The sequence below is a fragment of the Massilia sp. NBRC 108631 genome (assembly GCF_059704565.1).
On record NZ_BAAKJE010000142.1, the window covers coordinates 23,626 to 50,253 of the forward strand.

General features: G+C 65.7%; 26 protein-coding genes, 1 pseudogene and 1 riboswitch. Of the genes and pseudogenes, 12 read left to right on the top strand and 15 right to left on the bottom strand.

Features of this window, described 5'->3' with window-relative positions; translation table 11 throughout:
- Position 1: 1 nt before the first annotated feature.
- Complete coding sequence (locus AC6H42_RS15490) at positions 2–2,128, bottom strand: TonB-dependent siderophore receptor (RefSeq protein WP_057157871.1); 2,127 nt, start codon at positions 2,126–2,128, stop codon at positions 2–4.
- Between the two features lie 48 nt (positions 2,129–2,176).
- Positions 2,177–2,276: riboswitch (TPP riboswitch) on the bottom strand.
- A 14-nt stretch (positions 2,277–2,290) separates the two neighbouring features.
- The gene (locus tag AC6H42_RS15495) at positions 2,291–3,451 is read right to left on the bottom strand and encodes an iron-containing alcohol dehydrogenase (RefSeq protein ID WP_057157872.1); all 1,161 of its coding nucleotides are present in this window, start codon (positions 3,449–3,451) and stop codon (positions 2,291–2,293) included.
- A 129-nt stretch (positions 3,452–3,580) separates the two neighbouring features.
- Here AC6H42_RS15495 and AC6H42_RS15500 point away from each other — a divergent pair, with 129 nt between their 5' ends.
- Together AC6H42_RS15500 and AC6H42_RS15505 are read left to right on the top strand one after the other, a co-directional pair.
- Positions 3,581–3,991, top strand: coding sequence for a GFA family protein (locus AC6H42_RS15500; RefSeq protein ID WP_057157873.1), 411 nt, complete (start codon positions 3,581–3,583; stop codon positions 3,989–3,991).
- 67 nt (positions 3,992–4,058) lie between these two features.
- The gene (locus AC6H42_RS15505; protein WP_057157874.1) at positions 4,059–4,718 is read left to right on the top strand and encodes a hypothetical protein; all 660 of its coding nucleotides are present in this window, start codon (positions 4,059–4,061) and stop codon (positions 4,716–4,718) included.
- Between the two features lie 50 nt (positions 4,719–4,768).
- Here AC6H42_RS15505 and AC6H42_RS15510 read toward each other — a convergent pair whose 3' ends face one another.
- The gene (locus AC6H42_RS15510; protein WP_497548439.1) at positions 4,769–5,794 is read right to left on the bottom strand and encodes a diacylglycerol/lipid kinase family protein; all 1,026 of its coding nucleotides are present in this window, start codon (positions 5,792–5,794) and stop codon (positions 4,769–4,771) included.
- Between the two features lie 417 nt (positions 5,795–6,211).
- Between AC6H42_RS15510 and AC6H42_RS15515 the strand changes: the two genes are divergently transcribed.
- From AC6H42_RS15515 to AC6H42_RS15525, 3 genes are all read left to right on the top strand, one after another.
- A complete protein-coding gene (locus tag AC6H42_RS15515; RefSeq protein WP_497548440.1) occupies positions 6,212–6,619 on the top strand; it encodes a hypothetical protein in 408 nt (135 codons plus the stop codon).
- Between the two features lie 144 nt (positions 6,620–6,763).
- Positions 6,764–7,819: a BtrH N-terminal domain-containing protein gene (locus AC6H42_RS15520; RefSeq protein WP_057157876.1), complete on the top strand. Its 1,056-nt coding sequence runs from the start codon at positions 6,764–6,766 to the stop codon at positions 7,817–7,819.
- Between the two features lie 78 nt (positions 7,820–7,897).
- Positions 7,898–8,449 (top strand): DUF488 domain-containing protein, encoded by a 552-nt coding sequence (locus AC6H42_RS15525; protein WP_497548441.1) that lies wholly within the window; start codon positions 7,898–7,900, stop codon positions 8,447–8,449.
- Here AC6H42_RS15525 and AC6H42_RS15530 read toward each other — a convergent pair.
- The 4 genes from AC6H42_RS15530 to AC6H42_RS15545 are packed head-to-tail and all read right to left on the bottom strand — an operon-like array spanning position 8,443 to position 11,420.
- Entirely contained in the window at positions 8,443–9,729 is a 1,287-nt protein-coding gene (locus tag AC6H42_RS15530; protein WP_497548442.1) for an RNA polymerase sigma factor, read from the bottom strand. The two genes, AC6H42_RS15525 and AC6H42_RS15530, sit on opposite strands and share 7 nt — an antisense overlap.
- Entirely contained in the window at positions 9,726–10,469 is a 744-nt protein-coding gene (locus tag AC6H42_RS15535; RefSeq protein ID WP_057157879.1) for a YciI family protein, read from the bottom strand. The genes AC6H42_RS15530 and AC6H42_RS15535 overlap by 4 nt, the downstream gene beginning before the upstream one ends.
- A gap of 19 nt (positions 10,470–10,488) precedes the next feature.
- Positions 10,489–10,923, bottom strand: coding sequence for a YciI family protein (locus AC6H42_RS15540; RefSeq protein ID WP_057157880.1), 435 nt, complete (start codon positions 10,921–10,923; stop codon positions 10,489–10,491).
- A gap of 11 nt (positions 10,924–10,934) precedes the next feature.
- The gene (locus AC6H42_RS15545; protein WP_057157881.1) at positions 10,935–11,420 is read right to left on the bottom strand and encodes a VOC family protein; all 486 of its coding nucleotides are present in this window, start codon (positions 11,418–11,420) and stop codon (positions 10,935–10,937) included.
- A 227-nt stretch (positions 11,421–11,647) separates the two neighbouring features.
- Here AC6H42_RS15545 and AC6H42_RS15550 point away from each other — a divergent pair, with 227 nt between their 5' ends.
- Entirely contained in the window at positions 11,648–13,027 is a 1,380-nt protein-coding gene (locus AC6H42_RS15550; protein WP_057157882.1) for an MFS transporter, read from the top strand.
- Positions 13,028–13,107: 80 nt separating this feature from the next.
- Here AC6H42_RS15550 and AC6H42_RS15555 read toward each other — a convergent pair whose 3' ends face one another.
- Positions 13,108–13,989, bottom strand: a complete 882-nt coding sequence (locus tag AC6H42_RS15555) for a hypothetical protein (RefSeq protein WP_497548443.1) — start codon at positions 13,987–13,989, stop codon at positions 13,108–13,110.
- A gap of 108 nt (positions 13,990–14,097) precedes the next feature.
- Here AC6H42_RS15555 and AC6H42_RS15560 point away from each other — a divergent pair, with 108 nt between their 5' ends.
- Both AC6H42_RS15560 and AC6H42_RS15565 read left to right on the top strand, forming a co-directional pair.
- Positions 14,098–15,090 carry a LacI family DNA-binding transcriptional regulator gene (locus tag AC6H42_RS15560; RefSeq protein ID WP_057158072.1) on the top strand — a complete coding sequence of 331 codons (993 nt, stop codon included), beginning with the start codon at positions 14,098–14,100 and terminating at the stop codon, positions 15,088–15,090.
- Complete coding sequence (locus AC6H42_RS15565) at positions 15,078–15,461, top strand: 5-carboxymethyl-2-hydroxymuconate Delta-isomerase (protein ID WP_057157884.1); 384 nt, start codon at positions 15,078–15,080, stop codon at positions 15,459–15,461. Before AC6H42_RS15560 ends, AC6H42_RS15565 begins: the two co-directional genes overlap by 13 nt.
- A gap of 25 nt (positions 15,462–15,486) precedes the next feature.
- On the opposite strand, the gene AC6H42_RS15570 is transcribed toward AC6H42_RS15565, so the two are convergent.
- Positions 15,487–15,915 (bottom strand): hypothetical protein, encoded by a 429-nt coding sequence (locus tag AC6H42_RS15570; RefSeq protein ID WP_057157885.1) that lies wholly within the window; start codon positions 15,913–15,915, stop codon positions 15,487–15,489.
- A 301-nt stretch (positions 15,916–16,216) separates the two neighbouring features.
- Here AC6H42_RS15570 and AC6H42_RS15575 point away from each other — a divergent pair.
- A pseudogene (locus AC6H42_RS15575) lies at positions 16,217–16,324 on the top strand (flavin reductase); the annotation flags it as partial.
- Here AC6H42_RS15575 and AC6H42_RS15580 read toward each other — a convergent pair.
- Genes AC6H42_RS15580 through ompR form a run of 3 tightly spaced genes read right to left on the bottom strand, consistent with a single transcriptional unit; the run spans position 16,300 to position 19,505 of the window.
- Positions 16,300–17,304: a sensor domain-containing diguanylate cyclase gene (locus AC6H42_RS15580; protein ID WP_497548444.1), complete on the bottom strand. Its 1,005-nt coding sequence runs from the start codon at positions 17,302–17,304 to the stop codon at positions 16,300–16,302. The pseudogene AC6H42_RS15575 and the gene AC6H42_RS15580 overlap by 25 nt on opposite strands.
- A 56-nt stretch (positions 17,305–17,360) precedes the next feature.
- Complete coding sequence (locus AC6H42_RS15585; RefSeq protein WP_497548445.1) at positions 17,361–18,719, bottom strand: ATP-binding protein; 1,359 nt, start codon at positions 18,717–18,719, stop codon at positions 17,361–17,363.
- Positions 18,720–18,737: 18 nt separating this feature from the next.
- Complete coding sequence (gene ompR / locus AC6H42_RS15590; RefSeq protein ID WP_057157888.1) at positions 18,738–19,505, bottom strand: osmolarity response regulator transcription factor OmpR; 768 nt, start codon at positions 19,503–19,505, stop codon at positions 18,738–18,740.
- Between the two features lie 177 nt (positions 19,506–19,682).
- On the opposite strand from ompR, the gene AC6H42_RS15595 reads away from it, so the two are divergent.
- From AC6H42_RS15595 to AC6H42_RS15605, 3 genes are all read left to right on the top strand, one after another.
- A complete protein-coding gene (locus AC6H42_RS15595; RefSeq protein ID WP_229418334.1) occupies positions 19,683–20,045 on the top strand; it encodes a hypothetical protein in 363 nt (120 codons plus the stop codon).
- Positions 20,046–20,217: 172 nt separating this feature from the next.
- Positions 20,218–22,098: a flagellar assembly protein A gene (locus AC6H42_RS15600; RefSeq protein ID WP_229418335.1), complete on the top strand. Its 1,881-nt coding sequence runs from the start codon at positions 20,218–20,220 to the stop codon at positions 22,096–22,098.
- A gap of 9 nt (positions 22,099–22,107) precedes the next feature.
- A complete protein-coding gene (locus tag AC6H42_RS15605) occupies positions 22,108–24,018 on the top strand; it encodes a flagellar assembly protein A (RefSeq protein WP_057157890.1) in 1,911 nt (636 codons plus the stop codon).
- Here the strand turns inward: AC6H42_RS15605 and arfB are convergent.
- From arfB to AC6H42_RS15620, 3 genes are read right to left on the bottom strand one after another with little or no spacing between them, the layout of a single operon-like run.
- Positions 23,987–24,379, bottom strand: a complete 393-nt coding sequence (arfB, locus tag AC6H42_RS15610; protein WP_057157891.1) for an alternative ribosome rescue aminoacyl-tRNA hydrolase ArfB — start codon at positions 24,377–24,379, stop codon at positions 23,987–23,989. The genes AC6H42_RS15605 and arfB overlap by 32 nt on opposite strands.
- Complete coding sequence (locus AC6H42_RS15615; protein WP_057157892.1) at positions 24,376–25,464, bottom strand: CaiB/BaiF CoA transferase family protein; 1,089 nt, start codon at positions 25,462–25,464, stop codon at positions 24,376–24,378. Before AC6H42_RS15615 ends, arfB begins: the two co-directional genes overlap by 4 nt.
- The gene (locus AC6H42_RS15620) at positions 25,461–26,492 is read right to left on the bottom strand and encodes an HDOD domain-containing protein (protein WP_497548446.1); all 1,032 of its coding nucleotides are present in this window, start codon (positions 26,490–26,492) and stop codon (positions 25,461–25,463) included. Before AC6H42_RS15620 ends, AC6H42_RS15615 begins: the two co-directional genes overlap by 4 nt.
- Between the last annotated feature and the right edge of the window lie 136 nt (positions 26,493–26,628).

Genomic DNA, 26,628 nt, shown 5'->3' on the forward strand with positions numbered 1-26,628 from the left:
TTTAGAAGTCCAGCTGCGCGGACAGCTTGACGGTGCGCTCGGCGCCCGGGAACAGGTAGCCGCCCAGGTCCGGCGTCACGTCGCGCCAGTAGAATTTGTCGGTGGCGTTGTAGACCTGCGCGCGGAAGGTGGCGGCGGCGGTGCCGATCTTCGTGGCGTAGGATGCGCCAAGGTTCAAGGTGCTATAGCCCGGCACGAAGAAGGAGTTCTCCGGGTCGAAGGCTTTCTTGCCCGCGTGCTGCCAGTTGGCATTGACCTTCAGGCCTGCCACTTGCGGCACCGCGTATTCCGCGTACAGCGTCGATTTGAACTTCGGCACATTGGTCACGCGCTTGCCGTCCATGCTGGCCAGGCCGGTGCCGCTTTGCTCGGTGTCCAGCGCCATGGCGCTGAAGGCCAGCATCAGGTCGGGCGTGACGTGGCCCTGCGCCGACAGTTCCAGGCCGCGATGCTGCGCGCGGCCGTTGCGCACGTAGGTGCCCGCGGTGTCGGTGTATTCGAGGCCTTTGCGGATCTGGAACACGGCCATGGCCAGGCTCAGGTCCTTGTACAGGTCCGCCTTCACGCCCAGTTCGATCTGCTTCGACAGCGAAGGCGCCAGTGCTTCGCCCACGTTGCTGGTGCGCTTGGGCGCGATGCCGCCCCGCTCCAGGCCTTCGGCCCAGCTGGCGTAGGCCGATACGTTGGCGCGCGGCGCGTACACCAGCGACACGTTGGGCAGCCAGAAGCTCTCGTCGGTGCGGGCCTTGGCCGCCAGCTGGTCGCGCTCCACTTGCGTATGGCGCGCGCCGGCGTGCAGCTTCAGCTGCTCCGTCAGGCCCACCACGTCCTGGAAGAACACGGCGCGTTCGCGGTCGCTGCGGCGCTCGGACACGGGGCCGCTGCTCAAGCCGGTCGGCTTGACGATCACCGGATGGTAGATATTGCTGGTGCCGGCCCATTCGTACAGGTCCTGGCCCCATTTCTCGCTGTTTTTGTAGAACGAGTAGCCGGCCGTGACGGCGTGGCTGAAGGCGCCGGTGGCGAATTTGCCCTGCACCATGGCTTGCATGGCCTGCGGCTTTTTGCGCTCGCCCAGGCTGATGTAGTCATAGACGTCGTAGTCGCCATTGGCGCAGAAGCCCGGGTACAGGTTCTCCGCACCGCAGCCGTAAGGGAAGGCAGTGTAGTCGTCGCGCTTGAAAGAGTGGCTGTTGGCGGTGACGGTGGCGTTCCAGTCCTGGCTGAACTGGTAGGTGAAGCGCGCGCCGATGTTGCTGCTCTCGGTCTCGACCGGATAGCTCCACGGCTGGTCGTTCAGCATGGTGTCGGCCGGGATATTGGGCAGCGTCTGGTTGCCAATCAGCTGGAAGCCTGGCACGGACACCTGCGCCTTTTTCTGGAAGTCCGCGTCCAGCTGCAGCAGCGCTTGCGGCGAAATCTGCCAGTCGAACGCGCCGGAGATGAAGTTGCGGCGGCCGTCGGCGCCCTTGACGTAGGAGCGCAGGCGCTCGCTGGCCACGTTCACGCGGTAGCCGAAGCGGCGGTCCTCGAAGCGGCCACCCACGTCCACGGCGCCCAGCAGCGTGCCGCGCTCGCTCGCTTCCACGATGACGGAGCGCAGCGGCTTGTCGGTCGGACGCTTGGTGACGTAGTTGACGATGCCGCCCGGCGTGGCCAGGCCGGCTTGCAAGCCCGCCAGGCCTTTCAGCACTTCGATGGCTTCTTTGTTTTCCAGCGGAATCTGGGTGTCGCCCGGGATCACCAGGCCGTCCTTGCGGTAGCTGCTGCCGTTGTCGAGCTTGAAGCCACGGATGGAGAACTGTTCGGCGTAACCGACGGCGTTGTAGGCGTCGCCGATGCTGGCGTCGAACTTGGCGGCGTCGGTGGTGGAGCGGATGTTCAGCTCCTGCATCTTCTCGCGGTTCAGCACCGTGACCGAGGCCGGCGTTTGCAGCAGCGGCATGTCGGTGAAGCCGGCCACGGAGGCGCGGCTGGCCCCGGTCTTGCCGGTGATGACGACCACTTCGGTCATGGTGCCTTCGGCTGCCGCCGCTGCTGCGGGCGCTTCATCGGCGAAGGCGGAAACGGAAAAGGCTTGGGAGACCGCCAGGGCGATCGTGCTAACTGCGAAATTACGTGCGGACATATCGGGCTCTCGTAAACAAAGGGAGCCAACGGAAGGGAACAAAGGAGGGGAAACAACTTTGCGCTTTCCTTCGCTGGCATTATCCAGATCAGGTACGAAGGGTATCTCTCACCCGGAAAACGCATTCCCAGGACCCCTAGCGAATTACAAGTGTAACATGCTTTACAAGCTGAGCTCCAGCGCTGCGCGGGCGGCTGCGGCATCCACGTCACGGTGTTCGCCCAATTTCACCATCTTGTGCGCCTCCAGCGCGGCCACCACCGCTTCGATGGCCGACGCGTCCAAACCATAGCCGGACAGGCGCGTCTGCACGCCCATCTGCTCGAAGAAGCCGCGCGTGCGCTCGATGGCGGCGGCGATGCGGCTGTCGTCGTCACCCTCGGTAATGCCCCACACCCGCGCCGCATACTGCAGCAGCTTGGCGCGCTTGGCTTCCTTGCGCACGGTGAGGATGCCCGGCAGGACGATGGCCAGTGTCTGCGCATGGTCCAGCTGGTACAGCGCGGTCAGCTCGTGGCCGATGAGGTGGGTGGCCCAGTCCTGCGGCACGCCCACGCCGATCACGCCGTTCAGCGCCAGCGTGGCGCTCCACATCACGTTGGCGCGCACGTCCAGGTTTTCCGGCTCGCTCAGCGTTTTCGGGCCTTCCTCGACCAGGGTCAGCAGCAGGCCTTCGGCCCAGCGGTCCTGCACCGGCGCGTTGGCCGGGTAAGTCAGGTACTGCTCCATCACGTGCACGTAAGCGTCCACCACGCCGTTGCCCACCTGGCGCAGCGGCAGCGTGAAGGTCTTGCTCGGGTCCAGCACGGAGAATTTCGGGAACACATGGCGGCTGTGGAAGGCGCGCTTTTCCTGCGTGGCCGCGCGCGTGACAACGCTGGCCGGGTTCATCTCGGAGCCGGTAGCGGGCAGGGTCAGCACGGCGCCCAGGGGCAGGGCGGCGGTGATGTTGGCGCCGCCTTTTTTCAGGATCAGCCATGGGTCTTCGTCGCCGAACAGCGCTGCGGCAGCGACGAACTTGGTGCCGTCGATCACGGAGCCGCCGCCCACCGCAAGCAGGAAGTCGATCTTCTCCGCCTTCACGATTTCCACCGCCTTCATCAGCGTTTCGTAGTGCGGGTTCGGCTCGATGCCGGCGAACTCGATCACCGTGTGGCCGCTCAGGGCAGCCTTCACTTCCTCATAGACGCCGTTGCGCTTGATGCTGCCGCCGCCGTACAGCATCAGCACGCGCGCGCCGGCCGGCACCAGCGGCGTGATGGCCGCGATCTGGCCTTGGCCGAACAGGATTTGGGTGGGGTTGTAGAAATCGAAATTAAGCAAAGCAGGCTCCTGGATAATGTGGCTGGCTTGAGCCCGCCATTATCGCTCAGCGCCGCAAAACGCGTTGGAGCCTGCGCCGCCCCGCCTGAGGCGCCGCTAGAATGGAGAAAACGCCATCGGGAGGGGAATATGGACCAGCAAACTGCCTGGGCCGGAGGCTGCTACTGCGGCGCGGTGCGCTACGAAGTGCGCGGCCCCGTCGCCGGCACCACGCTGTGCCACTGCGAAAGCTGCCGCAGCATCGCGGGCGCGCCGTGCGTGGCGTGGTTCACGGTGCCGCTGTCGGGCCTGCATTACACGCAGGGCACGCCGCAGCGCTTCGAATCGAGCCCGGGCGTCACGCGCTGCTTCTGCGGCCGCTGCGGTGCCCATCTGAGCTACGAGTCGGCCAGCGGGCCCGGCTACATCGACATCACCACCTGCAGCCTGGATGATCCTGAAGCGCTGCCTCCGCAAGACCACACGCAGGTGGAGGACCAGCTCGGGTGGCTGCATCTTGGCGACGGCCTGCCGCGCTATCCGCGCAGCAGGATTCCCTGAGCTTGCCTTTCTCTGTGGAAATGTGGCAGAATTGGCAATGCAATTCTACCAAGCCAGGAGACAGGACTTGACCAGCATCGAACAACGGCTGCTCGCGGTCGAGCAAGAGAACGCGCGTCTGCGCAAGCGGCTCAGCCGCCAGAACGGCGCATGGATCGCTGGTTTGCTGCTGCTGGCTGGGGGCAGCGCCATCGCTGGCGCCAGCCTCAAGAACGCGGTGTTCGACAGCGTGCGGGCCAAAGAGGTGGTCATTGTGGACGGCAAGGGCATCATCCGCGCCCGCCTGGGCGGCGATTTGCCGGATGCCGTCATGGCGGGCGGCCACGTGGCCAAGCGCGGCAGCAAGGCGGCCGGCATGATCATCTACGACGAAGAGGGCATCGAGCGCGGCGGCTACGTGACGCAGGACGAAGGCAGCAACGCCATGATCACGCTGGATTCCAAGCACCGCATGGCCGCGCTGATGGTGGCCGGCCCCGACGCCTCCCAGAACAGCGCGCTGACCCTCATCACCAAGGACGGCGGCATCGAACTGCGCTCGGACGGCAACGGTTCCCGTCTCAGCGTTACCGACAAATCCGGCCTGGCCTACCAGCAGCCCGCCATCACCGCGCTCAAGCCCGAGACCTGCGCCAACTACAAAGGCCTCGAACTCAAATACCCCGGCAAGCGCATCTGCCAGGCGCGGTTCTCGGACGCCGCGTGCAAAGCCTGCTTGGAAGACTGAACGCCGCCATTCACGTTCGACGACACTCAGGCAGCCGAGGCGCCGCGGCGCTAGCGGATACTGAGCAGCCCACGCTGCGCATACGCAGGCGCCTGGTGATCCGATCCCTCGCCGCCCAGCGCCAGCTCGGGATCGGGCTTCAGCAGCAGCAAGCGGTCCTCCATCACGCGAAATGCCAGCGGGTTGGCCATATGGGTCACTTCGCCGTCCATGGCCACCTTCACCTTGCGGCGCCGCGCCAGTGTGCGCACCTTTACTTGCATTTGCGTGAAGCTGAAGGTGGTCAGCTGGTCGGCCTGATCCGGGCTCCCCAATCTGCCCAGTGCACCGTGCAGCATCAGCCACAGCATGCCCAGTTTGCCCTTGGTCCGTGGCGCCACGGCCGCCAGCTTGCCGTCCTCCACCGCATCGCTCAGCGGCGGAATGCCGACTTGTTCCATCTGCAGGCGATTGTTCCCGACAAAAAATGTCGCCGTGCGCAAGCGCTGCAGCTTCCCGTCGATTTGCAGCACCAGGCGCAGGCGGCGATGCGGGATCAGAATGGTCTTGATGGCCGACAGCACCGCCACCAGCCGGCTGCGGCCGAATTGCTTCTTGTCGATTTCGCGCTCCTCGAGCAGCTTCGAATACAGCCCGATGCTGGCGTTGACCAGGAACACGCGGTCGTTCACCATTCCGACTTGCACCGGATGCAGGCGCGCAGCAAGCAAGGCATGCACCGCTTGGCCCAGGTCTTCGGGGATGCCATGTGCGCGGCCAAAATAATTGAACGTGCCCTGCGGCAGTACGCCGAACGCGCAGCCGTGCTCGATGGCTTGGCGGGCTACCGCGTTGATGGTGCCGTCGCCGCCCGCCGCCACCAGCACGCCGCCGGCGCCCGCAGCCTGCTGGGCAAGCTGGCCGGCGACCTGGTCGATGGTGTCCGGCCGATCGATAGTCGTCAGTTGATATTGCCGGCCGGCTTCGCCCAGCACCGATTCGATGGTCGAGCGCCGCTCCTCGGTCTCGGCGTGGCCCGAGCCCGCGTTGAGAGCGATGAAAAAGGGGGCGTTGGGCTGGAGGGCGGTGGTTGGCATGGCAATGTCGGTTGGTCCATCATCACCGGCTCGGTGCGGAAGGACATTGTATCGTCGGCATGGGCTTGACACCTGCTCATTGGAGCCCAGGAATTATTGCAAAAGGGCAGTTTGAAGAATGCAACTATCGCGCCCCATGCTACCCTGAGTGCTTTCTGCCAATTGGGGACGAAGATGGCTTCAGGTTTAATCGAGGTGGAAGTTGGCGACGCTGAGATACGTAGCGCTCTTGGAATAGCGCGCACGCCAGCGGAATTGATCGAACTTTTGCAAGCGCAACAGATTCAGTCGGTGAAACTGCGCCGTATCCCCGGATCTCGATACGAGACGGTAGGGCAGCTCATTTTTGGACTGTCGCGGATAGGCATCAATGTTCAAATTTAAGGCGATGGCCGCTGACTGTTCTAGACCTTCACTATGCTTGCTAACATCCATCGCAGCGGCCTTGTCGCGCACAGCATAGCCGGCTCGGGCGTGACCGACAGCGACCTGCTTGGTGAATTTGAAGCCTATCCCGTAAGTTACAATGCGGAAGCGGCCTTTTGCGGCTATCTTTCCGTGGCGTGCGAAATTGCGGCTCAACGCCCGCATCTGTTGGGGCGGCTACTGCCGAAGGCAATTGATGCGGCGTATTGCATGGGCGTCGATTCGGCTGAAGGCTTCATTGCGTACGCGTCAAGCTGCATTGACAAGGATGCACTGCACGAGCCTGAGCATCGGCAGTTTTCGCCCGAGGCAAGCGCTCACTTTAGACGATCGCTTAATGGCCGTCTGACAACGATACAGGCGGTTCTGATGCAGATCGCGAGTAGACATGACGAGTAGGTCCTATTCCGCGATACTCGTCGTGGCGGGTCACTACGGGCGAAAGCGCGGTTGGCGGCGTGACTATGGTTGGCGTTTTGCGGCGTGACGCATCGCTGGGCGAGTCGAGCCCTGTTCCGGGCGGCAAAACAGTGGGGAACATCCATGCCTGAAGTGCGGCACAAGCCCTATTCGGGCGAACATTGTGAATCGACCATGCTGGCCAACCTGCTGGGCCAGCAGGGCATCGACTTGTCCGAAGAAATGGTATTCGGGCTCGGGATGGGGCTGAACTACATCCACTGGGAAGCGCGCAACATGCCGTTTCCCTTCATCGGCGGGCGCGTGAAGCCGGACGCGCTGGCGGAAAATCTGTCCACTGTGCTGGGCGTGGAATTCGACGTCCGCGAAACGTCCTCGGCCTCCCGTGCGCGTGATAATGCGCTGCAAGCCCTTGAGGCAGGCAAGCTGGTCGGACTCAAGCTCGATCACTACCACCTCGAGTATTTCCCGGAAAAGCGCGTGCACTTCCATGCCCATTACGCCACCCTGTACAGGATGGATGGCGAGGGTGCCTGGCTGATCGATACCAAGGGTGCTGGCGGTGGCGGCCGTACCAGTCTCGATAGCCTGAGCGAAGCTCGCTCGGCCAAGGGGCCGATGAGTTCGAAGAGCCGCTCTGTCACGGTGAAGAGCGGCCCCCGATTGGAAGCGCTGCGCGCGCAACTGGCAGACAAGCTGCGCGCTGCGTTCTTCAAGGCCCTCGCCGCCAACGCCCATGCCTACCTTAATCCGCCGATCAGGAACCTGGGCTACAAGGGCGTGCTCAAGAGTAGTGAAAGCGTTACGCGATGGCTCGACGAGATCGATAATCCGGCCGGGTCGCTGCCGATTATTGCCATGCTGATGGAACGCGCCGGCACCGGCGGCGGCCTGTTCCGGAAGATGTATGGCCGCTTCCTCAAGCAGGGCCAGGAGCTGACCGGCCTGGCGGCGCTGGGCAGCGTGGCCACCGGGTTCGACGCCATCGCCGCGCAGTGGACGGCAGTGGCGGGCTTGATCGAGCAGGCCGGCACGTGCAGCAGCCGAGATGCGCTGTCTGAGGCATCCAGGTTGATGGCTGAGATCTCCGGGCGCGAGCGCTCGGCTTTCATGACGCTCGCTGCGCTCGCCCTGGATGCTGCCGGGAACGCCGGGTTCAGCGGGAGCATGCAGCGCTGAACCAAGGCGCAAGATCACCTTGGTGCGCTGCCTCGCGCGTTCATGCCAGAATGGGCGCAGGTTATCGAGGGGAGGCGCATGACACCGGAACGCATCTGCACCATCGGCCATTCGAACCGTTCCATCGAGGACTTCATCGGACTGCTGCGCCAGAACGGCGTTGCCTGCCTGCTCGATATCCGCACCGTGCCCAGGTCGCGCCACAATCCGCAGTTCGGACAGGACCAGCTGTCGGCCTCGCTGGCCGGCGCCGGCATTGAATACCGCTACCTGCCCGGCCTCGGCGGCCTGCGCCGCGCGCGCAAGGATTCGCCGAACGCAGGCTGGCGCAATCTGTCGTTTCGCGGCTATGCCGATTACATGCAGACCGAGGAATTCGCGGACAACGTCGATGCGGTCGTTGAGCTGGGCCGCAGCAAGCCGTGCGCGCTGATGTGCGCCGAAGCGGTACCGTGGCGCTGCCACCGCTCGCTAGTGGCAGACGCCTTGCTGGTGCGCGGCGTTCCTGTCGACGACATCATCGATGCCCGCCAGCGGCGCCCGCACAAGCTCACGCCGTTCGCCTGCGTGGATGGTTTGCGCGTCACCTATCCGCCGGAACAGGAGGAACGTTTAGCGGACGACTACTGACTGTGCCCGGGCGCAGGCAGTTCGGCGCAGGCGGCGGCGCGGGTGAGCAGAAGGTCGCGCTCGCGCTGGTTCTGGGTGAGCGCGGCGGCGCGTTCGAATTCGGCGCGCGCCTCGGCCTTGCGCCCCAGCTTGAACAGGAAGTCGCCGCGCACGCTGGGCAGCAGGTGGTAGTTTTTCAGCGCCGCTTCGTCCAGCAGCGCGTCGGCCACTTCCAGGCCGGTTTCGGGGCCGAACGCCATTGACAGTGCCACGGCGCGGTTCAGTTCCACCACGGGGGAGGGCGCCAGTTGCGCCAGACCGTCATATAGCGCGGCGATGCGGCCCCAGTCGGTGTCCTCGGCGCGGCGCGCGCGGGCGTGGCAGGCGGCGATGGCCGCTTGCAGCGCGTATGGCCCCAGGCCGCGTCCGATCTGCTCGGCGCGCGCCAGTGCCGCCAGGCCGCGCCGTATCAGCAGCTGGTCCCAGCGCGAGCGGTCCTGCTCCAGCAGCAGCACAGGCGCGCCGCGCGCGTCGGTACGGGCGCGGGCGCGCGACGACTGGATTTCCATCAGCGCCACCAGCCCGTGGACTTCGGGCTCCTGCGGCGCCAGTTCGGCCAGCACGCGGCCCAGCCGCAGCGCTTCTTCGCACAGCGCCGGGCGCATCCAGTCCGCGCCTGCGCTGGCGGAATAGCCTTCGTTGTAGATCAGGTAGACCACTTGCAGCACGGACGCCAGCCGCTCCACCAGTTCGTGGCCGCGCGGCACTTCGAACGGCACCTTGGCTTCGGCCAAGGTACGCTTGGCGCGCACGATGCGCTGCGCCACGTTGGTTTCCGGCACGAAGAAGGCGCGCGCGATCTCGTCGGTGGTGAGGCCGCCCAGCAAGCGCAAGGTCAGCGCCACGCGCGCCTCGGTGGACAGCACCGGGTGGCAGGCGACGAACACCAGCCGCAGCAGGTCGTCGCCGATATTGTCGTCCAGCGCGCGCTCCAGGTCGGGCGCGGCGTCCTGCAGCAGGCCTTCGATTTCGTAGGTGAGTTCGGCTTCCTTGTCCTGTTCCAGCTTGCGGTGGCGCAGGTGGTCGAGGGCGCGGTTCTTGGCCACGGTCATCAGCCAGGCGGCCGGGTTGTCGGGCGTGCCGCTGTCGGGCCAGCGTTCCAGCGCGCTCACCAGCGCGTCCTGCGCGATCTCTTCGGCCTGGCCGACGTCGCGCAGCATGCGCGCCAGCACGGCGATGATCTTGGCCGATTCGATGCGCCAGACAGCTTCGATGGCGCGGTGGATGCCTTGCTGGTTCACAGGGCCACGGCGCGCAGTTCCACCACCACGTCCACTTCCGGCGGCTGCGGGTAGGGGTAGTTCTTGACCCACTGCATCACGCCTTCGATGGATTCGGCCTGCACCACCCAGTAGCCGGCGATCAGTTCTTTCACTTCGGTGTAGGGGCCGTCGATGATGGCGGCCTTGCCACCGGTGAATTTTACGCGTGCCCCCTTGGCCGAGGCGCGCAGGCCTTCGCCGGCCAGCGCAATGCCGGCGCGGATGCCGGCCTGGTTGGCGCGGTTCATGGTGTCGATGACGGAGGCGGGCGGTTCCAGGTCGGCCTCGCTGCCCGCGTCCGAGCGCAGCAGCACCGCGTAGGGTTTCATGCCCGGCCTGAGTTCGGCGGGCTTGAGGTCCGGCGGCGCGCCTTCGGGCAGCGTATCCATGTCGAAGCCGACACAGCCGCCGGGGCAGCCGGCCTGCCGCACTTCCAGCTCGGCCTGGCCTTCGGCGTCCGCCACCGGCCACTGGCTGGCCCACTGCGCCGCTTCCTCGCGGCTGGCGGCCTCGATGAAGGTGTAGCCCGCCACCAGCTCGCGCGGTTCGAAAGGCCCCTCGTCGCTGACACGCCACTGGCCGCCGCTGCGCGTCATGCGCAGGCCGCTGGAGCTGGGCTGCAGCCACTTCGCCGACGGCATGGCGCGCACCAGTTCCGCTGACGGGAAGCCCGCCGTTTCCGATACCTTGTCGCTCCTGCGTAAGATCATGAACTGCATTGCCTGCTCCTCGATAAAGTCAGTGCTGTTTCTGAAGCTCCGCCGCCTTCGCCATGATGCGCTGTTCCTGCTCGCGCAGTTCGGGCGTGAATTCGGCGCCGAAATCGTCCATCTCGAACACCTGGCGGATTTCGATATCCGACTCGCTTTCCATCGGATTCGGGCAGCGCTTCACCCATTCAATCGCCTCTTCCAGCGACTTTACCTGAACCAGCCAGAATCCGGCAATCAGCTCCTTGGTTTCGGCGAACGGGCCGTCGATGACGGTGCGGTTCTTGCCCGAGAAATGGACGCGCACGCCGCGCGAACTCGGGTGCAGGCCTTCGCCCGCCAGCAGCACGCCGGCGTTGACCAGCTCTTCGTTGAACTTGCCCATCGCGGTGAGCAGCTCTTCGCTTGGCATCTTGCCCGCTTCGGATTCCGGGCTCGCTTTCACTATCAGCATGAATCGCATGATGCTTCCTTTCAAGCCTGATTGCCGGCGCAGTTTTCGGACATGGATTTTTGCATCTCGGCATCCATCTCTTCGGGCGTCATATCGCGCTTGTGGGTGGCGATGGACCAGCTGTGGCCGAACGGGTCCACCAGCATGCCGTAACGGTCGCCCCAGAACATGTCGGCGGGCGGCATCTTGGCGGTGCCGCCGGCGGCAACGGCCTGCGCGTAGGCCTTGTCGACGTCTTCCACGTACAAGTGCAGCACGACGGGGGAGCCCTTCAGGGCTTTCGCGCCGACGCTGCCCCACTCGGGGAAGTCGTCCGCCAGCATCACGATGGAAGTGCCGATCTTGACCTGGGCGTGCATCACTTTGCCGCCGGGGCCGGGCATGCGGCACATTTCCACCGCATTGAAGGCCTTCTTGTAGAACTCGATGGCGTCGGCGGCGCCCTCGCAGACGAGGTGCGGCGTTACAGTGTGGAAACCTTCTGGGATGGGGGCAACTTGGGTCATGACTATCTCCTTGCCAATTTAATAGATGAGTTGATCAGGTCTGAACGCAACTGCGGCGCTCATACTCACACGACGGGCGAGGAAACGCCAGATCGACACGCTACACAAATATATTTTTGTACTATTTTTTGCTTGCCTGCGGCATCCCAAGGTTGTACGATGACATACAACTTAGAGGCCCCGTGGAGATAGGGGCCGGAACGTACAACCAGAATAAGTGATTCCCTATGAACCTGAGTGAGCCTGTCAGCCAGCAAGTTATTGGCAAATACCGGTGGACCATCTGCGCGCTGCTGTTTTTCGCCACCACCGTCAACTACCTGGACCGCCAGGTGCTCAGTTTGCTGGCACCGGACTTGTCCAAGGAATTCGGCTGGTCCAATAGCGACTATGCCAACATTACGGCTGTGTTCCAGTTCGTCTACGCCATTTCCATGCTGTTCGCGGGCCGCGTGGTGGACCGCATCGGCACCAAGCAGGCTTACGTGCTGGCCATCGTCATCTGGTCGATCGGCGCCATCATGCATGCCTACTCGGTGCCGATGGGCGAGGGCATTGCCAAGGTGATGGGCGCGGTCGGCCTGGCTGCCATTCCGGTCTCGATCGCCGGCTTCATGCTGTCGCGCGCGGTGCTGGCGGTGGGCGAGGCGGGCAACTTCCCGGCCGCCATCAAGGCCACGGCGGAATATTTCCCGCGCAAGGAACGCTCCTTTGCCACCGGCATTTTCAACTCGGGCGCCAACGTGGGCGCCATCCTGGCGCCGCTGACGGTGCCTTGGATCGCCATCAACTGGGGCTGGCAGATGGCCTTTATCGCCATCGGCGCGGTGGGATTCCTGTGGATGCTGGCGTGGCAGCTGATGTACGACACCCCGGACCGCCAGCGCCGCCTGTCGGCCAGCGAACTGGCCTACATCCGCAGCGACGCCGTGGCCGCCGCGCCTGCGGCGCCGGCCGGCGAAAAGACTTCGTGGTTCAAGCTGCTGAGCTATCGCCAGACCTGGGCCTTCGCCTTCGGTAAATTCATGACCGACGGCGTGTGGTGGTTCTTCCTGTTCTGGCTGCCGAAATACCTGTCGGTGCAGTACGGCATGGGCAAGGAAGCCATCGTGATTCCGCTGGCCGTGCTGTACAGCATGACCATGGTCGGCAGTATCGGCGGCGGCTGGTTCCCCGCCTACTTCATGAACAAGGGCATGCACGCCTACGACGGCCGCATGAAAGCCATGCTGGTGATCGCGCTGTTCCCGCTGGTGGTGCTGCTGGCGCAGCCGCTGGGCTACATCAGCTTCTGGGTGCCGGTGCTGCTGATCGGCGTGGGCGCCTCGGCCCACCAGGCCTGGTCGGCCAATATCTTCACCACCGTGTCCGATATGTTCCCGCAAAAGTCGGTGGCCTCGGTGGTGGGCATCGGCGGCATGGCCGGCGGCCTGGGCGGCGTGGCCGTGTCCAAGGCCGGCGGCTGGCTGTTCGACTACTACGGCGCGCTGGGCCAGATCCAGACCGGCTACATGATCATGTTTACGTTCTGCGCACTGGCCTACCTGGCGGCGTGGGGCGTGATGAAGACCCTGGTGCCAAGGCACAAGGAAATCACCGACCTGTAAGCTGGATGGCAGACCGGGCAAGAGGCCCGGCGGTAAGCGAACTTGCTTGCCGCCGGGCCTTTTTTGCTTCTGGTGGCGGTTTATTGCTTCGCTTCTTGCGCTGCCATGCGCTGGTGGAAATTCAGGGCAATGCGATCCGCCTTCGCATTGGCGGCGGCCAGCTGTTCCGGCGTCAGGCCGTCCTTCAGGAAAGCGAACATATTGCCGCTGTACGGCCCGTCTGCCACGTCGGGATTCTGGTCGTGGTCGATGCGCTGCAGCGCCGCGTGGTAGGTGTAGGCCAGCACCGGATCCCTGGGGATGGCGATCCAGCCGCTCAGATGGCCGGTCCACAGCGTGTTCAAGCTGCCCAGGTCGCCCTGCAGGGCCTGGCTGGTCAGCTGGGCCAGCGCTTGCCGCCGCCACTCCACCACCAGCGGATCGTCCGGGCGGGTGGCGAGCGCGTCGCGGTCGCCAAAGGGCCCGGCCACCATGAATGCGGTGTCGGCGCCCGGCACGCCCGCCTTCGCGGCTGCGGCCAGGTAGTCGATGCGGGCGCGCCGGTGCAGCTCGGTGAGGCTGGCGCAGACCAGGGCCTCGCCGGCCTTCTCCGCGGCTGTCATGTCGCGCTGCTCCGGGAAATGCAGGAAGGGCAGGGTGCCCAGCCGCTGGAACGTCATGCAATCGTCGATGAGGTTGTAGGCGCGGTACAGGTCTTCCGGCTTGCCTGCGGCTACCAGCTGGTCCACCTGCCGGGCCAGCGGCACGGCGGCGGCTGGCCCGGCTTCGCCGGCCGGCGGGCCGCCGACCGCACTGAACCAGCTGCCCTGCGCCGGCGCAGCAGCGGGAGCATGGGCGGCGTAGGCCGGCGGCTTGGCGTGCAGCGCGGTCCGGCGGGCGCCGTGCTGCATGACGCCCCACACCGCCAGCGCCGAAATGGCTGCTACGGCGGCGGCGGCCAGCTTCAGCTTGTTAGCTTGCATGGGCTGGAAATCCTTTGCATCATCATGGGGGCAAGATTAGCAGATAAACGTTTTCGTCATGATAAGATCGTCTTCTTAACTTCCATGCTTACCGTGCCCATCCGCCACATGAAGAAAAGTGTCCCGACCATCCGCGACGTCGCCGCTGCAGCAGGGGTATCGACTGCCACCGTGTCCAAATTCGTCAACGGCGCGCAACGCTTTTCGCCGCCGGTGGAAGACACCATCAAGCGTGTGATCGCGGAACTGGGCTACCGCTCCAACCCGCTGGCGCAGTCCATGATCACCGGCCGCACCAAGACCGTGGGCCTGTCGGTGCTGGATATCTCCAATCCGCATTTCACCAGCATTGTCAAGGGCGCCAACCGCGTGGCGCAGGCGCACGGCTACACCGTGCTGCTGGTGGACACGGAGGAAAACCCGGACCGCGAACGCCATCTGCTGGAAGCGCTGAGCCGGCGCGTGGACGGCATGCTGGTATTCTCGCGCCTGCAGGAGGCCGAGCTGGGCTGGCTGGTGGAGATGGACCGGCCGCTGGTGTTCTTCGGCCGCATGCCCGGGCTGGAAATGCCCACGGTGGCGGGCGATGACCAGCGCGCCGCCTACATGCTCACGCGCCACCTGGTGACGCAGGGGCACCGCAGGTTTGCTTACCTGGGCTTTTCCAGGTCGCGCCGGGACGAAGAGCGCCGCGACGGCGTGCGCGAATGCCTGGCCGCGCACGGCCAGCAACTGACGGTGTACGACACCGATTCGCCGTCGTCGCTGGAAGGGGAGCGCATCTGCTCGTCCATCATGCTGGGCGCGGAACATCCGGATGCGCTGATCTGTTACAACGACCTGATGGCGCTGGGCTTCATGAAGGCCGCGCAGACGCTGGGCTTCCGGCTGCCCGGCGATATGTCCGTGGCGGGCTTCGACAACATCCAGTTCGGCAACTACAGCTCGCCCGCGCTGACCACCGTGGATTTGCAAAGCGAGCGCATGGGGGCGACCGCGATGGAGAAGCTGCTGGCCATCATCGACGGCAAGCCCACCGAGCGCTGCACCCGCATCGAACCTCAGCTGATTTTAAGGGCCTCCACCTCATGCCGCACCTGACCATAGACTACTGCGGCAACCTCGACGCGCACAGCGACATGCAAACCCTGTGCGCGCGCCTGTCGCGCACGCTGGTGCAACTCCAGGACGGCAGCGGCCACGCCGTCTTCCCGCTGAACGGCACGCGCGTGCTGGCCTATCCCGCGCCGCACCACGCGGTGGCGGACGGCGCGCCGGACAAGATATTCGTCTACCTGAACCTGCGCATCACGCCCGGCCGCACGGCCGCGCTGGTGGAGACGGTGGGCAAGGCGCTGCTGGCCCAGGTCGATGCCCACTTCGCCCCGCTGTCCGGAAAACTGCCCATCCGCATCACCCTGCATATCGACGAGGGCAACCCGGTGTACGAAGGCAAGTGGGCTTCTGCTTAATCCCATCCGCCGGCAATCGCTGGCATCAAGGCCTAGGGGTCACGCTGAAGTGCGCTCTTAAGGGGAAGGCCTGCTCGCATGGCTTGCCGCTGCACAGGGCGGGCTTGTATTTTTCTAGCATCATCAGCGTCGCCACCACCCGTGCTATTTCGGGGTCAGGCGCCTTGTAGATGGTCACGCTGCTGCCTTCGCCATTGGCGTCGACCATGACAGCGATGTCCAGTTCGCCTACGACAAGCATTTTGCCTTGAATTTCCGACAAGGCCTTGAAGATGGTCTTGTAGCCGCGCAGCGGGAATGGCGGTTCGTCGTCCGGCCCCATGTGCTCGTACAAGCCGCGCAGCATGCGCTTGTCGTCGGGCGAGAGCTGGGCGTAAGTCTTGTTGTAAGGCAGCGGCGAGACGATCAGGTCATGCAAGATGTTGGTGCCGGTGCGCGGGGCGTCGGCTTTCAATTTGTACTCGGGCCTTCCGTCTGCTGGCTGAGCCGAGGCGGACAGCGGCAGGACGGCCGCCAGCGCGAGATTTAATATTGGGACCAAGCGCATGCACAGGTACTCCGGTTAGTCGAAACGTGTTTATACAGGACACGCAGCCGCGCGAGATACACACATTGTCACGCATCGTCCCGGCCGGCCGTTAGGGGGGGGGCGGCATGTGTTGCAGCTGGCGCTGGCCGACGCACGGGTGGGAAGTGTGATTGCGCCGTCGCGGAGCGGATTGCCGCCGTGCTGATTGAGTGCGCCGTCGGCGCTGCGCCTGGCGTTCGAATCGGCCGATCCCTGCTGGCGCAGCCTGCACTACGTCGCGGGCGGCCAGTTCTACGCCACCGGCGAAGCCTATGCCGCCGGCGATGCCGGTTGAACTTCCGGCGTGCCGACGATGACGCAGTTGCGGCCGGCTTTCTTGGCGGCGTAGAGCGCGCGGTCGGCGGCGCCCAGCATGGCGGCCGCGTCGTTCAGGTCGCTCTTGCTGAAGGTGGCCACGCCGATGCTGAGCGTGACGTTGGGATGGGCGGCGGCGGGGGCGTGCGGCACGTCCAGCCCGGCCACCCGCGCGCGGATGGCTTCGGCCACGATCTGTGCCTGCGCCGAGTCGGTGTCCGGCAGCACGGCGGCAAATTCCTCGCCGCCGTAGCGCGCCGCCAGGTCGGCCGGGCGCTGCAGGGTGGCGGCAAAGGCTTCGGCGACCAGCGTCAGGCAGGCGTCGCCCTGCTGGTGGCCGAAATGGTCGTTGTAGGCTTTGAATGAATCGATATCCATCAGCAGCAGCGACAGAGCGCTGTCGTTGCGGCTGGCGCGTTTCAGTTCGCGGCTCAGCGCCACGTCGAAATGGCGGCGGTTGGCGATGCCGGTCAGGCCGTCCACATACGATTGCGCGCGCAGCGCTTCGGCCTGCACCCGCAGTTGCCGCTCTCGGCCCATGGTGCTGCTGACGTTGCTCACCTCGATCAGGCAGTATTTTTCCTTGCCCTCGTTGAACGGCGTCACCGACACGGCCTGCTCCATGCGTTCGCCACCCCAGGTGCCGGACGGGTAAAGCGGGAAGGGGGCGCGGTTCAGGCCGTGCGGCAGGCTGGCCGCCGTGCCGTTCTGCAGCGCGCTGTGCACCGCCTGTTCCACGCGCTGGCCGCGCAATTCCTCGAATAGCTCGAACAGGTCGCTGCCCTGCACGCGGCTGGCCGACAGCCCGGAATGGCTGGCCATCCACTGGTTCCACAGCACGATGCGGTGTTTCGAGTCGACCACCGCCAGGCCCAGGTTGGCCAGGCCGAGCACGCGGCTCGACAAGGTGGACAGGGATGCGGCGGGCTGAGTAGGGCGGGGGAGGGTATTTTCGGGCATGCCAGATTATAGCGGCTGGCCGCCGGTGGGCAAGGGCGATGCGCCTGGCCGCATGGTCATGCCATGACCTTCATTGTGATCTGGAACAGCAGGCCGCCGCCTTCGCGGTTGCGCACCTGCAGTTCGGCGCCGTGGCGCAGCAGCACGCGGTCGACAATCGCCAGTCCCAGTCCGGCGCCGTTGGCCTGGCCGCGCGCGCTGTCGAGCCGCGTGAAGGGTTTCAGCAGCGCTTCGATCTGGTCGTCCGGCACGCCTGCGCCATGGTCCTGCACCTCTATCGTCACGCGCTTGAAGGTGTGCATGCCTTTCACGCTGCACTTGATGTCGATTTCGGTGTAGTCGGTATCCGGGGTCTTGCCGTAGCGGCGCGCGTTCTCGATCAGGTTGTTCAGCACCCGCTTCAGGTCGGTCGGGTTGCCCAGCACCGTGGCGCTGTCGGCGATGTCGGTGGTGATGCGCACGTCGGGCAGGCGCGCCGCTTCGTGCGCGGTTTCCGCCAGCAGCGCCGTGATGTCCACCGTGGTGAAGGTGGAAGCCTCGGTCGGCTTGGCGAAGTCCAGGAACTGGCCGATGATGGCGTCCATTTGCCCGATGTCGGATTGGATGCCTTCGCGCGCTTCATCCGACAGGCTGGCCATCTCCACTTCCAGCTGCATGCGCGCCAGCGGGGTGCGCAGGTCGTGCGAAATGCCGGCCAGGATCACGGCGCGGTCGGACTCCACCTGCTGCAAGTCCTCCACCATCTGGTTGAAGCTGCGGTTGGCCTGGATGACCTCTGCCGGACCGATTTCAGGCAGCTTGTCCGGGCGGCGCCCTTCCGCCAGTTCGCGCGTGGCGGCGGTCAGGCGCGCCAGCGGACGGTTGATCAGGCTGGAGATCAGCGCCGCGCCCAGCAGCGAGGCGACCGACACCACGCTGGCCCAGCCCAGCCACTGCACGCCGGTCATGCCGTGGATGCGCTCGCGCTCCAGCATCAGCCAATAGCGGTCTTCGCCGATGTTGAAGCTGACCCAGAAGCCGGACATGCCGTTCACGCTGCGCGAAAAGCGCGTGTCGGCGCCCAGCTTGGCTTTCACCAGCGTTTCGATGTCGGGCATCAGGGAATTGGCGGGCGGCGGCTCGACCTCGTCGTCGTCCTCCATTGTGAACACGCGGATGCCTTCATTCGACACCAGTTCGAACAGCAGCTCGCGCCGCAGTTCGGGCGCGGAGTGGGTGAGGGCGGCATGGGTGATGGTGACCACCGAGATCACCTGGGCCGAAATCTGCTGCACCTGCGGTTCGCGCTGCAGCACGCTCACCAGGCCGACCCAGGCCGACATGCTGAGCGTGGTGAGCACGCCCATCAGCAGGAAGGTGCGCCAGAACAGACCGCTCTTCAGCGAACTCAGTTGAATATAGCGGGACAGTTTCATACGGCGCTACCTCGCAAGCTAGCGCGGCTGACCCTCCGGGATGAAGACATAGCCCAGGCCCCACACGGTCTGGATGTACAGCGGGCTGGAAGGGTCCGGCTCGATCAGCTTGCGCAGGCGCGAAATCTGCACGTCCAGGCTGCGGTCGAACACTTCGTACTCGCGGCCGCGCGCCAGTTCCATCAGCTTCTCGCGCGACAGCGGCTGGCGCGCGTGGCGCGCAAATACCTTCAGCACCGAAAATTCGCCGGTGGTCAGCGGCACGGTCTCGCCGCTCTTCTTCAGCGTGCGCGTGCCCAGGTCCAGCACGAACTGGCCGAACTCGAAGGTCTGCGGGGTTTCCGACGGCGCGCCCGGAATCTCGTCGGGCTGCTTGCGGCGCAGCACGGCGCCGATACGCGCCACCAGCTCGCGCGGGTTGAAGGGCTTGGGCAGGTAGTCGTCCGCGCCCATTTCCAGGCCGACGATGCGGTCCACGTCCTCGCCCTTGGCGGTGAGCATGATGATGGGCGTCTGGTCCCCGGCGCCGCGCAGGCGGCGGCAGATCGACAGGCCGTCTTCGCCCGGCAGCATCAGGTCCAGCACCAGCAGGTCGTAGCGCTCGCGCAGCCACAGCTTGTTCATGGCGGTGGCGTTCTCCGCCGTGAAGACGTTGAAGCCCTGTTCAGTCAGGTAGCGGCGCAGCAGGTCGCGCAGGCGGACGTCGTCGTCCACCACCATGATCTTGGCTTGATGGCCGCCGCTGTTGGCGGTGCTGGGGCTGTTGCTGGAATCAGTCGAAGTCATAGTTGTCACGCTGTCAGAATTGTCTTAATTATGTTGCTATGGTAACGTCATATTCGCCGGAGGCAAATGTCATTGCCAACCCATTACAAACTGTTACAAACTTTACCCAATTGGTCTTACCCCCGGGGGGAAATGTCCATACACTGGACGCATGGCAGTAAGCTACAGAGGAATCCCATGAACAAGCATCCCGACAAACTGAACGCGGCGCGCCAAGCGTCCAAGCTGGTCCGCGCTTCCGTGGGAGCGCTGGCCGTCTGTACCCTGCTGGGTTCGGCTTTGCCGGCCTTGGCCTTTGGTCCCGACAATCCGCAGCAGCGCAAGGAAGAGCGCAGCGACCGTTCCCGCAACGAGGACCGCGAACGCGCCCATCGCGAAATGGAAATCCGCGCCGAGGAGCGCCGCCGCATGCTGCAGGATAGCACCAACAATGCCGAGGCGTCGCGCCGGGTCCGCATGACGGCCGACGAGCGCCGCGACCTGCGCCGCCAGATCAATGAAGCGGGCGCCGAAGTCTACGCTTTGCCACCGCGCCGTTGATCCATCTCAAGCCGGCGCGATATTGTCCGCCGGCGTCGTATGGAAGCCTCATCCAGCTACCGAAAATCCCCTTTCATTCTTGACTTGCGTGTAACATTGGTTACTTGTGAGAATGCCGGCCGCGTGTAGGGCACGCCGCTGGCCCTTGCCGTATGTCGGGAGGAGATTTGTGGTGGACAAAGTAGCAGAAGCTGCCGCGACAGCGTTGCCCCATGGCGTCATCCAGCGCCCGGATGGGGTGTATCTGGACGCTTCCCTGCAGGGGCCGGTGTTTGTGGCGGCCATCAACCAGATATTCTCGGCCGGCGCCTTCCTGGCCGGGCTGGACTATGCCGTCTTCACCAAGGCCCTGTTCAACATCGGCCCGCCGTTGCCGCCGGGGCCGCCCGGCCAGGCGCTGATCCGCATCGCCGACGTAATCCGCATGTTCGATCCGCAGCGCCGCGCGCTGTATCGCGCAGTGAAAATGGACGGCGAGCTGGCCGAGTATGTGTTCGAGCCGCTGTTCCTGGACGCCATGGAGCTGCCCGACGGCACCCTGATCCCCGAGCGTCCGGTGAAGCTGGACTTCGACGAGTTTGTGGCCGACCTGTGGACCAAGGGCATCCGCTTCGGCATCGACGCCAACAACGTCAAGGCCGGCATCGCCTCCGCGCGCGGCGACCGCAGCACCGTGGCGCGCCGGCTGGAGCCGGGCAAGAGCATCGATGCGCATGTGGTGGAAGTGTCGCAGGACCTGCACCGCAGCGACGCGCCGCGCGAGAAAGCCGATGGCCGGGTGGACCTGAACAGCTTCCAGAACCGCTTTCCGCAAATCCGGCAAGGCATGCGCCTGCTGAAGAAAGTGCCCGGCCAGGCCGGCGCGCAGGGCCTGGAGATGGCCGGCACCGCGCTGCTGCCGCAGCCGCCGGCCGACCTGGATTTCCGCCGCTGGGTGGGCGACGGCACCGTGATCGAAAATACGCCGGACGGCGAATTCCTGGTGGCCGCGCAGGACGGCTTTCTGGACGTCGATACCAAGAGCGGCAGGATTTCCGTGCGCGACAAGATCGTCAGCCGCGAAGGGGTGAGCGGCCGCACCACGGGCAACCTGGCCCTGGCTGGCGCCTTCGAGGAGCATGGCGACGTGCAGGAACTGCGCGCCGTGGATGGCAGCGACATCACCATCCGCGGCAACGTGTTCGGCAACATCAACTCCACCGGCGGCACCATCATCCTCGGTTCCAACCTGGTGGGCGGCAGCGCCTACAACGTCAAGGGCGACATCAAGGTCAAGGGCGTGGCGTCCGGTTCCACCCTGCACACGCGCGACGGCGAAATCCGCATCGCCGGCCGTGCCGAGAGCTGCGTCATTGTCGGCACCCGGGTCTTCATCGAAGAAGCGTCGAATTGCGAGATCCTGGCCGACGAGGTGAAGCTAGGGCTGGCGGAGGGCTGCGCGGTGGCGGCACGGCGCATCGAGATTGAAAGCGCCGGCCCGCGCAAGCAGAGTGAAATGCTGGTGCTGGTGCAAGTGCCGGACATGGGGCCGCTCAACGGCGAGATCGCCGGCCTGGTGGGCAAGATCGACGCGCTGGAACAGCTGCGCCAGCAGTTCCGCCAGGAGGCCGAGCAGATCACCGCCATTCCCCAGGTGCGCGGCTACATGACGCTGACGGCGCAGATGCGCAAGGGCGAGCTGACCCTGACGCCCGAGCAGGCGCCGCAGCTGAAGAAGATGGCGGCGGCCGTCGAGCCGCAGCTCAAGACCGTGGGCCATTTGCTGCAGAAAATGAAGGCGGCCGAATCGCAGCAGATGGTGCGGCGCGCGCAGGTCGAAGAGCTGCGCAAGCAGAAGCAGGCCTCAAACGGGCTGGCCCGGTGTAAGATCCAGATGGTGGCAGGCGAGACGCTGGTGCGCAGCATGCCGCTGAAAGAGGGCGCGCCGGCGGCCAACCTGATGGCGCCCAAAGACGGTAAAACCTTCCTGCGCGGGCCGCACGTAGGCTACGAGAGCCTGTTCTCCGACTCCCTCGGGTCGCTGGACTGGACTTACAGCGTCGAGCCGGATTAAGGAGGCGTGGTGCAGAACGACGTCCAGGCCGCAGATTCGCCAGCGGAAGGCGAGCTGCCGCCGTCCATTGTCAAGCGCGCGGACGGCGTCTTCTTCAAGGGCGACGCCGCGGCGGCGGCCTGCCTGGCCGGCGTCAACCACTACTTTCTGGCCGGGGCCTATTTCGCGGGACTGGACTACGCGGTGTTCATCCGCGTGCTGTACGGCGTGGGCGCCGAGCTGCCGCAGAACCTCAAGGACCAGCAGCTGATACGCTTTGCCGGCAGCGTGGAGCCTTTCCAGGCGCGCCGGCGCGAACTGTATAAATCGGTACGCATCGTCAATGGCGAGGCGGAGTACTATTTCGAGCCGGTGTTTTTCAACGTGGCCGATATGCCGCCCGAGCCGGCGCGGCTCAATTTCGACGAGTTTGTGGCCGACATGTGGGTCAAGGGCATCCGTTTCGGCATCGATGCGCCGGCCGTCAAGGCCACCATTGCCGCCGGCCGCGTGGTGCGGCTGATCGCCGCGCGCAGGCTGAACGCCACGCCGGGCCGCGACGCCGCCATTGTCGAAGTCTCGCAGAGCATCCACCGCAGCAACGCCCCGCGCGAGATGGCAAACGGCCGTTTCGACCTGCACACTTTCCAGAACCGCTTCCCCCAGGTGCAGCCGCACGTCAAGCTGCTCAGGAAGGTGCCGCGCTCGCCCGGGCTGCGCGGCTATGAACTGTCCGGCATACCGCTGGAACCGCCCGAGCCGCGTGACCTGGAGCTGAGCAGCGTGGCCGGCGAGGGCACCATGCTGGAGCAGGCCGGCGGGGTGGAATACCTGGTGTCGGCGGTGGAAGGCTTCATCAGCGTCGACGCCGGCAAGAAGATTTCGATCGGCCCCAAGATCATCAGCCGCGAGGGCGTGAGCGTGCGCACCACCGGCAATTTGCAGCTGACCGGCGAGTACGAGGAATTCGGCGAGGTGCAGGAGCAGCGCGTGGTGGAAGGCGGCAACATCACCATTCACGGCGACGTGTTCGGCAACATCGTTTCGCGCGGCGGCAATATCGCGCTGCAGCGCAACCTGGTGGGCGGGAGCGCCGTCAACGCCGGCGGCAACGTGGCGGTCAAGGGCGTGGCCTCGGGCGCGGTGATCCAGACCAAGCTGGGCGAAGTGGTGCTGGGCCGGGCCGAGAGCTGCGTCATTTCCGGCACGCGGGTGGTGATCGGCGAGGCCAGCAACTGCGAGATCATCGCCGACGAAGTGCTGATCAAGAGCGCCGAAGGGTGTGCCATCGCGGCGCGCCGCATCGAGGTGGGCCGTGCCGGCCCGCGCAGGCAGACCGAGATGCTGCTGTTTCCGCTGGTACCGGATACCGCCAAATACGACCAGGCGATAGCCGAGCACACGGAACGCGCCGGCCGCTTCGGCGCGCAGGCGCAGAAATTCAAGGCGGAGCTGGATGCCATCGCCGGCGAGCCCGAGCTGCGCAACTATCTCACGCTGGCCACCAGCGTGCGCAAGCAGGAAGTGATGCTGACGCCGGAGCAGCTGGCGCTGTTCCAGAAAATGGCCGTCTCGGTGGGACCGGCCCTGCGCTCGGTGGGCAAGCTGTCGCTCACGGTGAAGGAAGCCAAGGCGCAGGAGGCAGTAGCGCTGGAGCAGGCGGCGCTGGTGCGCAAGCAGAAGGAAACCGTGATTGGCCACGGCCGCTGCACGGTGCAGATCGTGACCGGCGACACCATTGTGCGCGAAATGAAATTCAACCCGGACCTTGGCGCGCCGTACGACCGCGCGCCCAAGGAAATCAAGGCCAGGCTGCGCGGCAGCACGTCCGGCATCGCCGCCATTTTCGCCGGCAGCAGCGGCTCGGTGGACTGGGCCGCCAATTCGCCGTCCTTGCCGCCGCCGGACCCTACATCTCCACCTTCCCCCGCAGCTTCTTGACCGCGGCATCCCTGGTCTTGCCATCGAGCCGCTTGCGCTGCGAGCTGCGCGTGGGGCGCGTGGCGCGGCGCGGCTTGGCCAGCACGGCCACGCTGTCGACCAGCTCCTGCAGGCGCCGCAGCGCCTCTTCCTTGTTGGTTTCCAGGCTGCGCGCCTGCTGCGCCTTGAGCACCACTATGCCGTCCTTGGTGATGCGCGTGTCGCGCAGCGCGAGCAGGCGTTCCTTGATGGCGTCCGGCAGCGAGGACGCGGCAATGTCGAAGCGCGCATGCACTGCGTTCGACACCTTGTTGACGTTCTGCCCGCCCGGCCCCTGCGCGCGAATGGCGCTGAACTCGACCTCGTCGGGATTGATGTTCATGCCTTGAACTTGAGCGGGCCGGCCGCCGCCCAGTACTCGCCCTCGCTCTCATGCTCTGCGCGCGCCGCCATGCCGCGCGCCTGGAACAGCGGATGCGCCAGCGCCTCGCTGGTGCGCAGGATGGGCGAGACGCAGCAGTCGCTGCCAGCGAAGGCTTCGGTCCACTCGGCCAGCGTGCGCTGCCCGAAGATGGTGTCCAGCTCGGCCTGCACCGCCAGCGCATCTTCGCCGGCTACTTGCTGGCCCAGCTGCCAGTGCCGCGTTTTCAGATCGGGGCGCCGCAGCACGTCGCAGCAGCCCTGCCAGAATTTGAGCTCCAGCGCGCCCACTGCCATGTAGCGGCCGTCGCTGGTGCGGTAAACGTTGTAGCAGGGCACCCCACCGGTGAGCAGGTCGCGCCCCGGCGCGGCGTCGCCGCCGTTGTTGACCGCCACCAGCGGCATGATGTTGTAGGCGAAGACCGCGTCCGTCATCGACACGTCCACGAAGCGGCCGGCGCCGCCCATCTTCACCGCCACCAGCGCCGCCAGGATGCCTTGCAGCGCGGCCTGAGCACCGCCCAGCAGGTCGCCCACCTGCAGGTTGGGCAGGGCGGGGCGGCCGTCCGGGCCGGCGTTCTGGTCCAGCATGCCGGCGTAGCCGGTGTAGTTGATGTCGTGCCCGGCCAGCATGGCGTATGGGCCGTCCTGGCCGTAGCCGGAGATGGCGCACATCACCAGCTTGGGATTGCGTGCGCGCAGCACCTCCCAGCCCAGGCCCAGCTTGTCCATCACGCCGGGGCGGAAGCTTTCCACCAGCACGTCGGCCTGCTCCACCAGGGCCAGCAGCTGTTCGCGCTGGCCGGCGTCCTTCAAGTCCAGGCGCATAAAGCGCTTGCCGCGGTTGACCGCCACGAAGAATTGCGACACTTCCCTGCGCACCGGGCCCATCACGCGCGCGTAGTCGCCGGGGCCGGGGTCTTCGATCTTGATGATGTCGGCGCCCAGGTCTGCCAGCTGCATGGTGGCGGCGGGGCCGGGTAGCAGGCGGGTGAGGTCGAGCACGCGGATGCCGGCCAGCGGCAGGGAAGGATCTGGTTGCGTCATTGGGTGTTCTCTTGACTCTCTTGTTGTTCCTGTTCAGCCAGGATGGCTGTCTTGCTCTGGTAGTCGCCCAGCGACAGCAGGCGCCCCATGGCCGACAGCTGCACGCCTTTCTGCAGCGTGTCCAGCTCGCGCACCGCTTGCGTGACGGCCGGCGCAAAGTTCCAGTCCTGCGCGATGGCGGCCGAGACCAGGCGCGCGCTGCGCAGCAGCTGGGCGCAGAACATGGGGCTGCCCAGGTCTTTGGCGCCGCCGGCCTCCTGGTCCATCATGCGCAGCGATACCAGCAGGCCGGCGTTCTGCACCAGGCCCGCCAGGAAGGCGTCGAACGGCTCCACGCCGAGCGGGCCAGCCAGCGCGCGGTTGGCCCCGGCGCAGCGTTCGGACTGTTCCCAGATGCGCGGCGCCAGCAGCTTGGTGTAGTGGCCTGAATTCAGGTCGATGATGGGCTTGAAGGCCACCGTGGTGATGAGCTGGCGCAGGCCTTCCTGGCCGATCACGATGACGGCGTGCTCCACGCTGGTGATGGCTTGCGCGCCGGGCAGCATGGCGCCGTTGGCCAGGCGGATAACGGCCGCCACCAGCACCACGTCGTTGGAGATCTTGCGGGCGATATCGGCGCCGGCGAAGTGCTCGCTGCGCAGGCTTTGCAGCAATTGCGGGATCAGGCCGGGCATGCGGCGCATCAGGTCCGCGCCGGAGCCGGGCGAGTTGGCGATGCCGGACAGGGTTTGCAGGATGCGTTTTTCAGGGGCGCTGGTTTCCAGCGTGTCCTGGTGCGCGGCGCCGAACAGCCAGCGGTTGTAGCGGCTGTTGAGCAGGTCTTTTTGCTCGAAGGTGGGCGCGGCCGGCACGCTGGGGGCGGTCCCGGCGCCAGCTTCCGCGAGCGCTTCGGCGATCGGGGCGGCAGGCGCCGCCGGCGGTGCTGCGGTGGATGCCGCTGCGGACGCCGCGGGCGGCTGGGCGCGGGCGGGCTGGGGCGTGCTGCGCGGCGCGCCGCCGCCGATCAAGCGCTTGAGCCACTGGTACATAGTTTCGCCTTCGGGTTGCCGTTGTTCGAGATGGGGGAAGCGCGTCCCATTGTAGCGGGTTGGCTTCTGTTTGCCACGCGCCCGTGTTGCGCCGATAACGTTGACTCCAATCAACACTTGCGCTAGCCGCGCCGGG